10 protein-coding genes are annotated in these 14,553 nt (G+C 40.7%); 2 read left to right on the forward strand and 8 right to left on the reverse strand.

Annotation, left to right across the window (positions count from 1 at the left end; translation table 11 throughout):
* Nucleotides 1-8: 8 nt before the first annotated feature.
* Nucleotides 9-2,924, reverse strand: a complete 2,916-nt coding sequence (locus BC659_RS01720) for a TonB-dependent receptor (RefSeq protein ID WP_133472856.1) — start codon at nucleotides 2,922-2,924, stop codon at nucleotides 9-11.
* Nucleotides 2,925-3,071: 147 nt separating this feature from the next.
* Between BC659_RS01720 and BC659_RS01725 the strand changes: the two genes are divergently transcribed.
* Nucleotides 3,072-4,004 (forward strand): phosphoribosylaminoimidazolesuccinocarboxamide synthase, encoded by a 933-nt coding sequence (locus BC659_RS01725; protein ID WP_133472857.1) that lies wholly within the window; start codon nucleotides 3,072-3,074, stop codon nucleotides 4,002-4,004.
* A gap of 89 nt (nucleotides 4,005-4,093) precedes the next feature.
* On the opposite strand, the gene trhO is transcribed toward BC659_RS01725, so the two are convergent.
* The 6 genes from trhO to BC659_RS01755 all read right to left on the reverse strand — a co-directional run bounded on the left by trhO (nucleotide 4,094) and on the right by BC659_RS01755 (nucleotide 12,851).
* A complete protein-coding gene (gene trhO / locus BC659_RS01730) occupies nucleotides 4,094-5,131 on the reverse strand; it encodes an oxygen-dependent tRNA uridine(34) hydroxylase TrhO (protein ID WP_133472858.1) in 1,038 nt (345 codons plus the stop codon).
* A gap of 158 nt (nucleotides 5,132-5,289) precedes the next feature.
* Nucleotides 5,290-6,240: a tetratricopeptide repeat protein gene (locus BC659_RS01735; protein ID WP_133472859.1), complete on the reverse strand. Its 951-nt coding sequence runs from the start codon at nucleotides 6,238-6,240 to the stop codon at nucleotides 5,290-5,292.
* Nucleotides 6,241-6,289: 49 nt separating this feature from the next.
* On the reverse strand, nucleotides 6,290-8,758 hold the full coding sequence (locus BC659_RS01740; protein ID WP_133472860.1) for a DUF5686 and carboxypeptidase regulatory-like domain-containing protein: 2,469 nt from the start codon (nucleotides 8,756-8,758) through the stop codon (nucleotides 6,290-6,292).
* A gap of 104 nt (nucleotides 8,759-8,862) precedes the next feature.
* Complete coding sequence (locus BC659_RS01745) at nucleotides 8,863-9,222, reverse strand: hypothetical protein (protein WP_133472861.1); 360 nt, start codon at nucleotides 9,220-9,222, stop codon at nucleotides 8,863-8,865.
* Nucleotides 9,223-9,231: 9 nt separating this feature from the next.
* The gene (locus BC659_RS01750) at nucleotides 9,232-11,697 is read right to left on the reverse strand and encodes a penicillin acylase family protein (protein WP_133472862.1); all 2,466 of its coding nucleotides are present in this window, start codon (nucleotides 11,695-11,697) and stop codon (nucleotides 9,232-9,234) included.
* A gap of 62 nt (nucleotides 11,698-11,759) precedes the next feature.
* Entirely contained in the window at nucleotides 11,760-12,851 is a 1,092-nt protein-coding gene (locus BC659_RS01755) for an aminotransferase class I/II-fold pyridoxal phosphate-dependent enzyme (RefSeq protein ID WP_133472863.1), read from the reverse strand.
* An 85-nt stretch (nucleotides 12,852-12,936) separates the two neighbouring features.
* Between BC659_RS01755 and BC659_RS01760 the strand changes: the two genes are divergently transcribed.
* On the forward strand, nucleotides 12,937-13,545 hold the full coding sequence (locus BC659_RS01760; RefSeq protein WP_133472864.1) for a MiaE family protein: 609 nt from the start codon (nucleotides 12,937-12,939) through the stop codon (nucleotides 13,543-13,545).
* Between the two features lie 5 nt (nucleotides 13,546-13,550).
* Here BC659_RS01760 and BC659_RS01765 read toward each other — a convergent pair whose 3' ends face one another.
* Nucleotides 13,551-14,552, reverse strand: a complete 1,002-nt coding sequence (locus BC659_RS01765; protein ID WP_133472865.1) for a GSCFA domain-containing protein — start codon at nucleotides 14,550-14,552, stop codon at nucleotides 13,551-13,553.
* Between the last annotated feature and the right edge of the window lies 1 nt (nucleotide 14,553).

Raw genomic sequence — 14,553 nt, forward strand, 5'->3', positions numbered from 1 at the left:
CTAAGGGTTTAGAATACGTTATAGCCGAAGCTCACATAATACAGCCCCCCAATGCTTGGGTTGCCCCAACCGGTACGGTAGTAATTGTTAAAGATGTTGGTACCACCAATTTTAATCATGGATTTAGTAGCAGGCAGTTTGTAGCTTACCATCGCATCTACGGTTCTCATATATGGAACCACGCCGGTACCGAATGTACCTTCATACAGGAATGAGTTGGCCCATCTGTACTGAATGCTGAACCCATAACGATTATCCTTACCAAATCCGGTATTATTCAGTGCCATGTTTACACGGTATTTAGGCGTGTTGAAATATGATACGAATCCGGTTGGTAAAGCACCAATCTGGTCGTGGTACAAATTACCGGTGAAAGAAAAGTTTTTAGGCAGTAAATATTCAACTGAAGCACCCCAGCCAGATGTATTTACTTCACCAGGCGCATTAACAGAGATACTGTAAGCGATTCTGGTATTGGCGTTAAGAACATCAGCTGGATTGAATGTTGCATTTCTTGACTGGATACCTACTACAGAACTTAAGAAATCTTTGTAACGACCCCAGTAAGCATATACATCAATCAGTAATTTCTGAGCAATCAGGCCTTTATAACCCACTTCAAATGAACGCATTGACTCCGGCTTAAATTCGCCAAAACTCTGTTGCTGTAACAGGTTCGGGTTAGGAGCACCGGCTAAGGCACTGGCTCCGAAAGCCTGTACACTAGGCAATGTAAATACAGGATTGGTATTGAACTTATAGAAATCACGTAATTGAGGTAATCCACCCAGCAGTCTTGTTCCACCACCCACTGTAAGATTGATCCACTGATTCTGTGTAGTCGGGAAACGATAAGCTGTCTGATAAGAGAAACGCAGATTGTGGTCTTTTGCCAGTTTTACCACAGCGGAAGCCCTTGGCGTAAAACGACCTTTAAAATTCGTATTCTTATCGTAACGACCCGATACAGTTAACTTAAGGATATCATTAAACAAGCGCTGAGAAACCTGTGTATAAGCCCCAAATTCATTGATTTTAATAACACCGGCTGTATCAGCGAACAGTGTTCCTTCTGAATTCAATACATATTGTTTTGCACTCACACCAATGAGCCAGTCTGTATTGGTTTTAGCAAGACCCAGATCTTCAGTGAGGTTATATTGTCCGTCAAATACTTTCAAACGAGAACGATCCAGGAACAAGCCCCCACCCTGAGAAATAGGCTTGCGTGCGATAGACTGAAACAGAGCAGAATTACCGATAAATCCGGTTGGACGTCCCTGATCAGCAAATGCCCGTGACAGGCTGTGAGAAGTGGTATAATCGCCACCATTATCAATAAATCCTACGTAAGCAGCTATATACTGAGGATACCACGCTGAGCTGGGTTTCCATGCTTCATTGTACAATCTGGTAGTGATAGTTGCATTGAAAGAATTCCCTGCATTTTCATGAGTTGAATAATATCTGGCATACCAGTTCTTGTGTTTCAGTTCGTATTTAAACTGGGCAATCCGCAGGTCTTTTAAGGAGTAACGGTCGCTTCCTGTATATACAGAGTTACCCGTACCAAAATAAGCATTAAAAGAAGCTTCAATCTTATCTGTTAATTTATAGTGGATACCTCCGGTAAGTTTCATATTTAACGTAGTTGGATCAACTACATCAGCCTCATAGTAACCGGTTCTGCTCACAGCCTGGTTACCTAAGTAATTTCTTGCTGGTGAAGCACCATAAATCAATGGCGATACACCGGCAGTTACCAATGCACCCGCACCGGCACCATTCAAAAATGCGTTAAACTGCGCAAGTTTGGCGCCCGGATTAGCAGCAAGAAAACCATTAAATGCTGCCAGCTGGCCAGATGTAAGACCCGCTGCTGCAAATACCTGAGAAGCAATACCGCTCATGGTCTGAGAGGTTTCATCGCCATAATAGTTTACACCATCATAGTTAGGATCTGTATTTCTAGATCCGGGTATGAAAGATCCATTAGGGGTATTCAGTATGCGTGAGTAGTTTTCGCCCTGACCTGCCAGCCAATCCTGTGCCTGCACAAACTGAGCATTGATTTTAAACGCCAGTTTCTCAGATACTTTTTTAGCCCATCTGAGGCTCCAGTCATAGTATGGAGCTGCTCCACGGAACTTGCTGTCAATATGGTTGATACCCTGTTTAACCTGGAAGCTAAAACCCTGGTATTTAAAAGGATTTTTACTGTTGATCAAAACCGTTCCGTTCATACCACCCGGGCCATATAAGGCAGATGATGCACCTGGTAACAGTTCCATATTATCTACATCGAGTTCACTCAGACCGATCACACTACCTACTGAGAAGTTTAAACCTGGCGCCTGGTTATCCATTCCGTCAACCAATTGATTGAGCCTTGTATTACCACTGCTGTTAAAGCCACGTGTACCCACACTTCTGAAAGTTAAACTGGCTGTTACCACATCAACTCCTTTTAGGTTGGTCAACATATCGTAGTAACTTAATTGCGGTGTATTACGGATCGCAGCTGTACTGATTCTTTCGATCGATACAGGAGATTCCAGAATTCTTTCCGGAACCCTTGAAGCAGAAACAACTACTTCATCGCCCAATGTGAAAGAGGGTGTCAGATCAACTGAAATAACATCACTTGCTCCTTTCACGGAAACTTCCTTACTGGCATATCCCACGGATGAGATGACTAAAGTAAATGGAGGCTTTTGAACGGTAGTGAAACGGAAATTACCTTTATCATCGGTAAATGTTCCAACTGTACCGCCTTTAATTGTAACAGAAACCGCTGATAGCGCTTCTTTGGAACTTGCATTTTTTACGCTACCCGAAACGGTAGTTGTCTGCTGAGCAATTGCAGGTATGGTTATGGCTGTAGCCAATGCCGCATACAGACATTTACTGTAGAATCTTCTCATTTTGGCAAGATTTAGTTAATATGTATAAGCAAAATAGCAATTGTTGGTTTCATCCAAAAATTTAATTTGTCCACAAAACCAGCTATCTGTTAAGAAAAACGAACTGCGTTACGCTTTATTATTCAATGCACTAGCTAATTTTGCCGTATGAGCAAGCTCCAGTTCCCCCAACAAACCAATATTTACCAAGGAAAAGTAAGAGATGTATATACCATCGGGCAGCATTGGCTCGTGATGGTGGCCAGTAACCGCATATCGGCTTTTGATGTAATATTACCCAAACCTATTCCTTTTAAAGGACAGGTTTTGAACCAGATTGCCGCTTTTATGCTGGAATCTACCCGTGATATTTGTCCAAACTGGCTATTGTCAGTCCCGGCTCCCAATGTATCTGTTGGCAGAAAATGCGAACCCTTTAAAATTGAAATGGTGGTGCGTGGTAATGTTGTGGGGCACGCATGGCGAACCTACTCTTCCGGTCAGCGAAAACTATGTGGTGTTACCCTGCCGGAAGGATTAAAAGAAAACGATTTTTTTCCTGAACCCATCATTACCCCTTCCACCAAAGCTGCTGAGGGACATGATGAAGATATTTCCAAAGAAGAAATTATTGCACAGGGGCTCGTGAACAGCGACGATTGGCAAATACTTGAAAAGTATGCTTTACAATTATTTGCCCGGGGTAAAGAAATTGCTGCCAGACAAGGTCTCATACTTGCCGACACCAAATATGAGTTCGGGAAAATTGGTGATACGATTTATCTAATGGATGAAGTACATACCCCAGACTCTTCCCGGTATTTTTATGCAGATGGTTTTGAAGAAAGACAAAATACCGGAGAAAAACAGAAACAGCTCAGTAAAGAGTTTGTACGGGAGTGGCTGATCGCTAATAACTTTATGGGTAAGGAAGGACAAACAGTTCCGGAAATGACTGATGAGTGGATTGATACCATCAGTAAAAGATATATTGAACTATACGAAAAAGTAACCGGTAAAACCTTTGTCCCCGAACAACCCTCTGACGAACAAATTATTGCAACAGTAAGTGAATCACTCAAAACACTGGGGGCGGTTTAAAACAATGAATATAGAATAATGAATATTCAATATTGAAGTATATCTCATGTATGAGCAAACTTCAATATTCATTATTCTACATTCGATGTTTATGATTCCCCAAGCTTTGGTCTAAGCCGTACGCGGCTTTTATTAAAAATGTTCTGACCGTTTTCAATTCCTTTTCTTAATTCTTTCTGCCTTTCTACCGGCATATGAATGGTTTCCTTACAGGCTGAACTGCAACAGCCATCATATTCCGCTGCACATGATTCGCATTGGATAAACAATAAATGGCACCCATTATTCTTGCAGTTCGTATGTGTATCAGCGGGTTTTCCGCACTGATGACATTTAGCAATTACATCATCCGTAATTCTTTCTCCCAGGCGATTATCAAAGACAAAATTTTTCCCGATAAACTTACTCTCAATACCTGTTTCTCTGGCCTGTTTCGCATAATTGATAATACCTCCTTCCAGATGAAATACATTTTTAAATCCCTGGTGTAGCATAAATGCGCTGGCCTTTTCACACCTGATACCACCTGTACAGTACATAATAATATTCTTATCTTCATTACCCTTCATCATATCTACCGCCATGGGTAACTGGTCGCGGAAAGTATCAGATGGAATTTCAAGAGCTCTTTCAAAATGTCCTACTTCATATTCATAATGATTACGCATGTCGATTACAATGGTATCTGGCTGCTGTAACAGTTCATTCATCTGTTGCGCGTTTACATACTTACCTTTATTCTCCATACTGAACAGCGGGTCATCTATTCCATCCGCTACAATTTTATCCCGCACTTTAATCTTCAGTACCCAGAAACTCTTACCGTCATCATCCACAGCGATATTCAACCGGATGCCATTCAGCGGCTCTATACTATAGAGGTAATTACGAAAATCGTCCAGGTGATGCTCAGGCACACTAATCTGTGCATTGATCCCTTCTTTAGCCACATAAATACGGCCAAATACCTGTAATGCATTGAGCTGCTTATATAACTCATCTCTGAATCCCTGGGGATTCTGAACAGGAAAATACTGGTAAAAGCTAATGGTGATGCGATGGAAAGACTCTTCCATCAGGCGTTGTTTCAACTCTTCGTTTGAAACACGGTTGTGTAATACAGGCATATTTTCAAATTTCAGTCCCGATTAAATCGGGATCCATGATAAATGGAACCACTTGCAGGGTGGTCAAAATCAGTACAAAAATAAGAAAAAATGTCTGATCGCTGATGGCTGATGGCTGATTTATATCTGAGATCAGCCATCAGACATTTACCCGGGTTTTATTTCCTGAATCTTCTTACATAATCTGCTTCTGCAGCAATAGAACCAAATGAATAAGGGGATTTGCCCTGAAGAATTTGCTCATATAACAGTTTTGCTTTTTCGAGATCACCGTTATAGTAATACCAATTGGCTAAACCATATTTTACTGCATCATTACTACTGGCTGCTCCCTTCTCTCCTGAAAGCGAATCTACCGGTAATTGATTTTTATATAAAAGGCATAGTTGATGATAGGCAGTATTCTCGATAATGTTCATAGTTGGCCTAATCGGCTCCAGTATTTTTTCAGCTTCTTCTTTCTTATTTAAAAGTCTTAATGTCATATATAACCAATGTGTAGCCGAGGTAAGTTGATCATGATTGTCTGCCTCTTTTACTGCCTGTTCATATACGGGTAATGCTTTTGTCAGATTATTGGTAAGATAATAAGCCAACCCAAGGTGATACCATGTATTGGAATGAAGGGTACTGATAGGAATATTCAGTGCATTAGGTTGACCGTCTGGCTCAACCTCATCTTTTTTTCCCTTGATCAAAGCAGCTGCTTTTTCAAAATCAGCAATAGCCCTGTTGAATTCACGTATGGAAATATAGCGGTGTCCTCTGTGGCGGTAAAGTCTTGCATCTTCCGGAAATTTAGCAATACCCTTTGTATAGATTCTAATAGATTCCCTGAAGTCGCCTTTATAAGCAGTCCATCTTCCATACCAGATAATATGATCAACATTATCCGGCGATGCTTCATAATTCATTTTAGCACTATCATATTTCGCTGATCCTTCCGGGTAGTTCAGGGATGTATATAGTGTATCCCCAGCTAAGGAAACTGCCTGCACACTGTCGGGCAAGTCTGTAAATAAATCAGACTTCGATATATGGTTATCTGAAATATTTTTACAAGACAGCAGGGATAGCAGTCCGATAGATAATAGTAGCCCAATTTTCATAATCAGAAAGATGGTTAATGACTACAAGTTAGTTAAACCGGGAACATCATTACTCTCTGCCGCCTTCAAATAAAGGAACCGAAATCCTGATTCCTCTTGGTGACGGACCATTTGTTTCAAATCCCTGCACAAAATCAACACGTATGAATTTCAATATATTTTCTACTCCGAAAAATGTTTCATAGTAGTTTTTACCTGCCTGCGTATACAATAAATTGGCTCCTGTAACAAAGAACCAGTTCAATCTTCTAAAGCCAGGGATCTTATTCGAGAGTAATCCGTTTAAATGGTATTCAACATTGGCAGTCGCATAGAATTTCGAGGTATTACTATAGCGGTAATAAGGTGCCAACTGAAAGCCACTTAAAGGATCATTTGCCAGTACAGTTTGATTACCCTGAAAATGTGTGTAGTCTGGAATAAATACCTGTTTAGCACTGAGGAAACCTCCTATCGAACCTCTGTAACTCAATTTACCACCAAGTTTCAGGTCGAGGTCATCAGCAACAGACAATCTCCATTTGGTAAAATCTGCATCACTTCCCAGGAATCCTTTTACAGCGTGCGTAAGTGCAAAATTGAAGGTTGGATAATTTGATCCGACAGCAATCTTCCTACCCGGTATTTCAATATATTTTCCGCCAGGCCTCCAGTTGAATCCGGCCGTAAACAAGGCAGCCTGGTTTCTAGGCATGACCGCATTGGTAAGATCTGCAGGATAATTAGGGGTAAAACTTCTTCCCTCAATATTTTTCCAGCTAACCGGATCAGAAAGATTCTGTAAACCGAAACGGTCCTGAAACTGAAATCCTGCATTCAGGGTAAGGCCATTACCCACTCCCGCAGAATAATTAATACGAAAGAAGTTGGCCTCATAGATTTTCATGTGGTTGTTCTCATACAGTAAAGTTGTATAAGTATTGATCCTTGATGAAATAGGAGCAGCATTATTATATTGAAACACACGACGGCCACCTGATACACTGATACTATTGAAATATTTTTTCCCGAAATTATAGCTGCCGGTAATATGTGCATTAAAATGTTGGTTAGCAAAACCATAACGGATATATGGTGTGAGCTGTAATGATTTCCTGCTGGTTTCATCAAAACGCTTACTCCATGTAGGAGAGAAATGAAGTACCCCACCCTCTACCGTATTATAATTGAGGGTATTTATCAGTGGCTCAAAACTCAGAAAAGTTCTTGTTTTTTGTTTACTGATGGATTGCCCGGTCAGGAAGATACCTCCCAGTGAAATTTTATTTCTCTTCCGATCAATGGAATCCATGTATTTCGGGTCTTTTCTTACCTGCTCAAGACTATCTTTTTTCCTGTAATCCAGGGCTTCTTCAGTAAGTAGCGGGAGAGGCCTGATACTATCCCAATAAGCCATAGATTTTTTATTGGCACTGTCGTATACCTTAATAATTGTGTTATCAAAATATTTTTTAGCAAACACAGGATTTAGATTAAACCGATCGTACACCTGCACAAAGCTTCCGAAAAAGTCGAAGCCGAAAATTTTTCCTGATGGATAAATCACCTGATTTTTAATGACCCATACATTTTCTGCCGGCACATAAAGCTGTTCTATTACAAGTGTATCGAGTAATTGCATTTGCTGTTCTCTTACGAGATTAAGTCTGAGACTATGTATTCGCCATTCGTTTTCAACGATATTGATATAACCCTGAAAAAGAGGCTCATACTTTCGTTTGGGAATCACTTTGATTCTGCTGATTTCAACACCATTTTCATAAAACGTTCCTTCGAATTTGTACCTGTAGAAAGAAAGTGCCGTTGAGGCAATGGGAGAAATAAATCCTCTCGGGTTAAGGTTTTCGCCAACCTGAATGGTATTATTATAAAATGATATGATTTGCGGACTGCTAAAACCGAAGGAATTGCTCCTGCCACTTACTTTTGTAGATATTACTTCTACTTTCTCCTTTGCCGGCTCTTCAACAGAATACCTGGCAATTGTTTCAGATAATACGAGCATTTTTCGTTTACTGGAATCGCCGTCTTCAAAATCTACTTTCTGACCAAAAAATCGTTTCGGATAATCACGCAATTGCAATTGCCCTTTCAGGTATACATCTGCAGTAAATTTCTTTATCTCTTTAAGATGTTCTGTTCTTTTACCAATCGCTTTTCGGATAATAGCATATGCAGGATCTTCCCCGTTATTGCTCACAGTTACATCCTGCAAGCTATATTGCTGCAATTCGAGTTGGAAATTAATTTCAATGTTTTTCCCTTTTTCAAGGGTGATTTTTTTCTCTACAGACCTGTAACCGATATATTGGCATAGAAGGGTATAATTTCCAGGAGCCAACTGAATAGAATAAAACCCCTTGCTATTAGCCGATACTCCCTGCGTAGTTCCTTTTACTACAACAGATGAATAGGGCAGTAATTCGTTTTTTGTGTCGGTAATGGTTCCGTTGATAACTTGTGCAGATCCGACAGTATAGAGTAAAATGAATAGTGATGCTAGCAGTAGTGGTTTCATGTGGTCAGAGTTAGAACGAAAATAAGTTGCCACGGGCTGCCTTTTATGAGTACCTACTCCATAAACAGATGCTTTAACGAATAATTAATATTTTGTATGCCTACTTATCGCTGTTTGGTGGTCTGCCGTAAATAACTTCCTGTAAGTGCAGCAAGACCCGAAACCAATCCTCCGATAATAGCGGTAAGCAAAATCAAAACCCAATACGAACCGCCTAGTGGCAGGATGTTAGCAACTTTTGTAGCAAGAATATGATCATTGGCACTGTCGATCAGTATTGCCAATATACTCCATAGTAAAAACAGGCCTGCAAAGCCAGCTAAAAACGCTTTCCCAGCTTTCTGGTGAATGGCAATAGCAATGATGAATGAGGTTATAGCAAAACTCCACCAGGGTAATATTCCATATAAGCCGGTAGCAAAAGCCAACAGCGCAGTTAATATAATTGCAGATAAAAATTTCATAGTAAGTAATTAGCTGTTAGTGAATGTGAGATGCCATTTAATCTGTTTGTTTTTGGCTGCAGCTTCTTTTTTCAGGAACAATATCCGGAAATATTTTCCCGTAGCCCAGGCGTCCACAAAATTATCATAGAACTTACTTCCCGGGTTTCCGCTCTGCCCCCCAGGATAAACGCCATATGCTTCAACCTCGTCTGTTAAATGAACAATCATGCGCCAACTGGGTCCATGCGTTGTTGTGGTAGCATTGATGATATGTGCTCCACCCCCTATCGGTAAATGCAAACGACTCAAAGGGTCAATTTTTAGTAAATGACTTACCCTTGTATCCTTGAACTTACCCCAGGCCAGTTCTCCTTTTTTCTCCAGTATCATACAGGTTTTTGATGCTTTCTGTATGGCCAGCAACACAGCATCTGTTAATGTTTCAGTGTTATCGGGTGTGTTGGCATTATCAGCAAAGTAATACATACTGTCTTTCAGCATGATATCCAGTAATACAGGTTCATCTGGCCAGGGCAATGGCATGGTTGATTTCTCAAACTCATCTTTCCAAATCGTTGTTTCCAGACTATCCCAGATAGCCCTGAATACGGTTGCGCCCTGCTCTCCTATATCATTTCGCAGGTTCCAGTTTTTTAGTATGCCAAGATATTTCCTTTCATCAGCTGTAAGTAATGATTCGTTTACAAACTTCATCAAAGCCGGCCTTGCCATTTCAGCAAATACATTGTAATTATCGGTTTGCATCTGTTGTATATCTGCTGCCGTAATGTGATTCATAGCAGCCAGTTTTTTATTGATAATTACGCCACGATAAACCGGGAAATCACTGGCTGCACCGAGGTAGTAAGGATAGGTGTCATCTGTGGATTTCTGGTTGGCACTACTCACAAAACCACGTTCAGGATTTTTAATCATCGGATTTTCTTCATTTGGTATAATACCCTGCCACATGTACTGGTTGTCTTCTCCAGGCATGATAAAGTCACCCTGCCTGTTCCATCTTGCTACAAAAGCCCCCTGTTGTTTGATAGCAATATCACCGGTTTTTGAGGCAAATACAAAATTCTGTCCCGGGCATGTCCATTTATGAATAGCATTTAAATAGTCGTCAAAATTTTTAGCTCTGTTGAGATCATAAAATGTCTGCAACCCCTGACCACCCTCATGAGCCGTCCATTTAAGTGCCAGGTATTTTCCTTTGGTACTTTCATTTTTATAAGACGCATCATACATCACGGGACCAAATGCGGTATACGCAACATGATCTATTACATCAGGCCTGCCTTTTACTTTAATGATTTCCTCTTTTACATCGGCCTTGTTCCACACCCCATTATACCAGTATTGTTCCAGTGTACTGTCTTTAAATCTCATATCATAATAATCAATCACATCCCTGCCCGCATTGGTAACACCCCAGGCGATGCTATCATTAAACCCAATAATAACAGCTGGAGAACCCGGGAAACTTGCACCATAGGTACTATGGGTTGGTGTGGTTATCTGTACTTCATACCAGAGTGAGGGCAGATTAAGACCCAGATGCGGATCATTCGCCAGAATAGGTCTGCCACTCTGCGTTTTACTACCCGAGACTGCCCAGTTATTACTACCATTGTTTTTATCTGGCACAACAGGTGCCACGGCTGTACCGCCATTAGTAGCTTTTCGGTAATACAATGAATCTGCACCAGCCGGAATAGTTGTCTTTATAGAAGCCGGTAAATAAGCTGTCCCTTTTGGAATAATCGGATCTAGCGAATCCTGCACATTGGTGTACAACTGATCAAAATCTTCATAACCGAAATAATTCCGCGCATTGGTCATTTTAAGATCATTTGTTACCCCTCGGGCCGTAAGATCATATGACATAAACATCAGAAACAAATAGGTCTTTTCCGGAGTCCATGTTTCGGGTTTATAATCCAGCAATTTGTATTCAAATGGAATCTGTTCGGGTTTTAGTTTATTGATATAATCATTCACACCTTCTGCATACGCTTCAATAGCAGCTTTTATATCTTTATTCTTCGATGCCTCTCTCATGGTTTTTTCGGCGGCGTATACCATCCCCATTCTCCTGAAGAATTTATCTGTATCAATACGGTCAGGGCCTACTATTTCACTCAAACGCCCTGCCGCCACATGTGTTTGAAACTCCATCTGCCATAACCTGTATTTGGCATGAAGATACCCTTGTGTATAATAGGCGTCTACATCATTTTCAGCATAGATATGCGGCACCAGTCGCTCATCCATGTATACATCTACTTTTCCTTTCAAACCTGTTAAGGTAGTTGTCTCGTTATGTGAGGCATTAACAGCTTCTGCATTTTGCCAGAAGCCTTGTTGTGGAGAAAGAAAGTAACCCAGTCTTGGCGTTTTACTTCCTCCTGCCGGTAACTGTGTGTTTAATGCAACGATTAAACCTGCCGTACCGATCGCTGAAATAAGAAATGGAACGATTCTCATTAGCCAGTATTTGAAAATGAATATAAGATATTTTACAGAACCTGCCAGACAGAAACTTACTATCAAGTCAGGAATGCCAGCAAATCAAACAACTGCTTATGGGTATTATATGCATGCAAAACAATACGTAACCGTTCTTTACCAGCCGGTACGGTTGGATATAAAATGGGACGTATATCAAACCCCTGCTGTTGTAATACTCCTGCAAGTTCTTTTACTGCCTGGTTTCCGGGCGCCACAATGCCCTGAATGGGGGTGAAGGATATCAATTTTTCATACCTAAGTTTTTTTTGCTGGAAAATATCTATCAGTTCATGCAGATACTTTCTTTCAGCATGCATTTCAGGAAATAAACGATACGATTCCCGAATCATTGCTACAGCATGTTCAGGAAGTGCTGTTGAATAAATAAGGCTTCGTGAAAAATTAATTAAATAGGTCCTTACTCTCTCCGAGCCAAGCACTACCGCACCATGACAGCCACAGGCTTTCCCGAATGTGTGTACCCGTGCAAAAACTTCTTTATGCAGTTTCAAATGCTGTACCAGCCCCTCGCCTCTGTTACCTATAACGCCTGTAGCATGGGCCTCATCAATAATCAGGTGAGCATGGTACTCTTTGGAGAGGGCAACCAGTTCCTGAAGCGGACAAATATCTCCGTCCATACTGAACACAGACTCTGTAACGATGAATATAGTACCCGTAGCCTGTTGCAGTTTTTTCCGGAGATCCGTAAGATCATTGTGCAAAAAAGAATAAGCCTGCGCAAAAGATAATCTGATACCATCTCTGATAGATGCATGAGAAAGCTGATCATAAAAAATCGTATCGCCTTTTTGGGGAACAGCAGATAAAAGCCCGAGATTGGCATCATAACCTGAATTATACATGATAGCCGCTGGTGCATCATGAAATGCGGCTATCTCTTCTTCTGTTTCCTGTATCAACGGATAGTGGCCTGCCAATAAACGGGAACCCGTAGATCCGGATGACAACTCCGGATTAAAAGCTGATTTTAGCAAATGCTGTTTAGCAATACCCAAATAATCATTTGAACAAAAATCAATCATATCCTGAGAAAACCGAAGGCTTCTTAGTGATTGCCCGGCTATCCTTTCATCCAGTTTACGTTGTAGGAAGTCATCCTGATACATACAGTAAAACTAAAGCAATTTGTATGAATGCCATACGCAGTATAATTCATATTTACAGAGTATTTTGCATCGTTAATCATCATATATGGAACTGTCTGATCATACCCGAAATATTCTCGGTCTTCATTTACCTACTGACCCACGTTGGGTAAACCTTGCCGGTATCAGCCTGGAAGCGATACTTACAGACCATGCCTACTGTGAACAAAAAGCGGCCCTTACCTGTATCTCGCTGATTCAGCGGTATTCGCAGAAAGCTGAACTCGTAAAACAACTGGCACCTATCGTTACAGAAGAATGGGGGCATTTCAGGCTTGTATTAAACGAATTACATAAAAGAGGACTTTCATTAGGCACCCAACGAAAAGACATTTATGTAAATAAACTTTTGGAATTTCAGCAAAAAGGAGGCGATGAAGAAGGTCGCTTTCTGGACCAGTTATTAACCATGGCCCTTATTGAAGCCAGAAGTTGCGAACGTTTTAAAAGACTAAGCGAGGGGCTGAATGACGAATACATGCGTAATTTTTACCGCCGCTTTATGGAAAGTGAAGCAGGACATTACACTTTGTTTATAGAATTATCTGAATTTTATATAGACAAGGAAAAAGTACGCAAGCGTTGGCAACAATGGCTCGAATATGAAGCCTCTATTATGCAGGAAATAGAAGTAAGAGGCGACCGGATCCACTGATTTGCTCAGCGAATATTTTCTGAAAAATAACTGAGTTCTTTCTCCCACATAATAAAGGGATACAACATCTGCATTTGCAGGGTCTTTTCCCTGTATGTTTTCAAAAAAGCCTGATGCTGCGTAGTAGAAGGATTAAAAGCTTTATGCTGTACCGCCAGGTTGATGGTAGCAATTTCTTTTAATAAACTTTTTGTTTCATCAGGCATGCAGGCATTTACGAATTTTTCCCAGACATATTGTGTAGCATGGAAATTAGGGTGCACCAGATCTTCTGCATAAAACCTGTAATCACGTAAATCGTCGATAACAAGTTCATATGCCGGAAAATAATACAGGTTCTCAAATTTCTCCACCAAATGATGAACTGCCTGTATCAATACAGCCTTACTCTTATTATTTTCAATCACACCTTCACGTAAATGGCGAACAGGGCTAATGGTAAAAATGATTTGTATTCCGGGGTTAAAATGGAACAAACGATGAATCAGGTTATCGAGTACACGCAAAACCTCTTCAGTAGTGAGTAGCTTTTTCGTGAACCAGTCGGCAGGTGCTTTGTGGTTATTGGCTGCCACTTTCCCTTTTTTAAAATTGGCAGCTTTCTCACTAAGCATGTACACCCACGCTGACCCCAGTGTAATCATAATATGATCGGCTTTCTTCAATGCTACATGCGCATCCTGAACCGATGTATTTATTTTTTGCAGTGCTTCATTAGCCGTTATCCCTGAAAACCTACTATGGTGTTTCCAACTGTGCCAGCATTCATTATAACAAAAAAGATCGGTTTCTGTAAAAAGGGTTTGTTCAATATAGTCTGTAATAGCTTCTGCTACGCTAACGGGATTAAAAAGAATACCATGCGGGTTCTCAGTTACCTGAAATTTATGTTTTTGTAATTTCTCACCCATATTTTCCGTAAAGCAAGAACCAATCAACATCATATGATGCTGATGCTGAATTTTTTTTGCAGGCGACTTGATATCGAATTCGTAGTGAAATTTCATT

Origin of the sequence: Sediminibacterium goheungense (assembly GCF_004361915.1) — a bacterium.
GTDB lineage: Bacteria > Bacteroidota > Bacteroidia > Chitinophagales > Chitinophagaceae > Sediminibacterium > Sediminibacterium goheungense.

What these genes read in the sequence shown, in the direction of transcription:
- BC659_RS01720 (WP_133472856.1), bottom strand. Translation starts at nt 2,924, where the DNA reads ATGAGAAGATTCTACAGTAAATGTCTGTATGCGGCATTGGCTACAGCC.
- BC659_RS01740 (WP_133472860.1), bottom strand. Translation starts at nt 8,758, where the DNA reads ATGAAACCACTACTGCTAGCATCACTATTCATTTTACTCTATACTGTC.
- BC659_RS01725 (WP_133472857.1), top strand. Translation starts at nt 3,072, where the DNA reads ATGAGCAAGCTCCAGTTCCCCCAACAAACCAATATTTACCAAGGAAAA.
- BC659_RS01750 (WP_133472862.1), bottom strand. Translation starts at nt 11,697, where the DNA reads ATGAGAATCGTTCCATTTCTTATTTCAGCGATCGGTACGGCAGGTTTA.
- BC659_RS01765 (WP_133472865.1), bottom strand. Translation starts at nt 14,552, where the DNA reads ATGAAATTTCACTACGAATTCGATATCAAGTCGCCTGCAAAAAAAATT.
- BC659_RS01755 (WP_133472863.1), bottom strand. Translation starts at nt 12,851, where the DNA reads ATGTATCAGGATGACTTCCTACAACGTAAACTGGATGAAAGGATAGCC.
- BC659_RS01745 (WP_133472861.1), bottom strand. Translation starts at nt 9,222, where the DNA reads ATGAAATTTTTATCTGCAATTATATTAACTGCGCTGTTGGCTTTTGCT.
- BC659_RS01735 (WP_133472859.1), bottom strand. Translation starts at nt 6,240, where the DNA reads ATGAAAATTGGGCTACTATTATCTATCGGACTGCTATCCCTGCTGTCT.
- BC659_RS01760 (WP_133472864.1), top strand. Translation starts at nt 12,937, where the DNA reads ATGGAACTGTCTGATCATACCCGAAATATTCTCGGTCTTCATTTACCT.
- trhO (WP_133472858.1), bottom strand. Translation starts at nt 5,131, where the DNA reads ATGCCTGTATTACACAACCGTGTTTCAAACGAAGAGTTGAAACAACGC.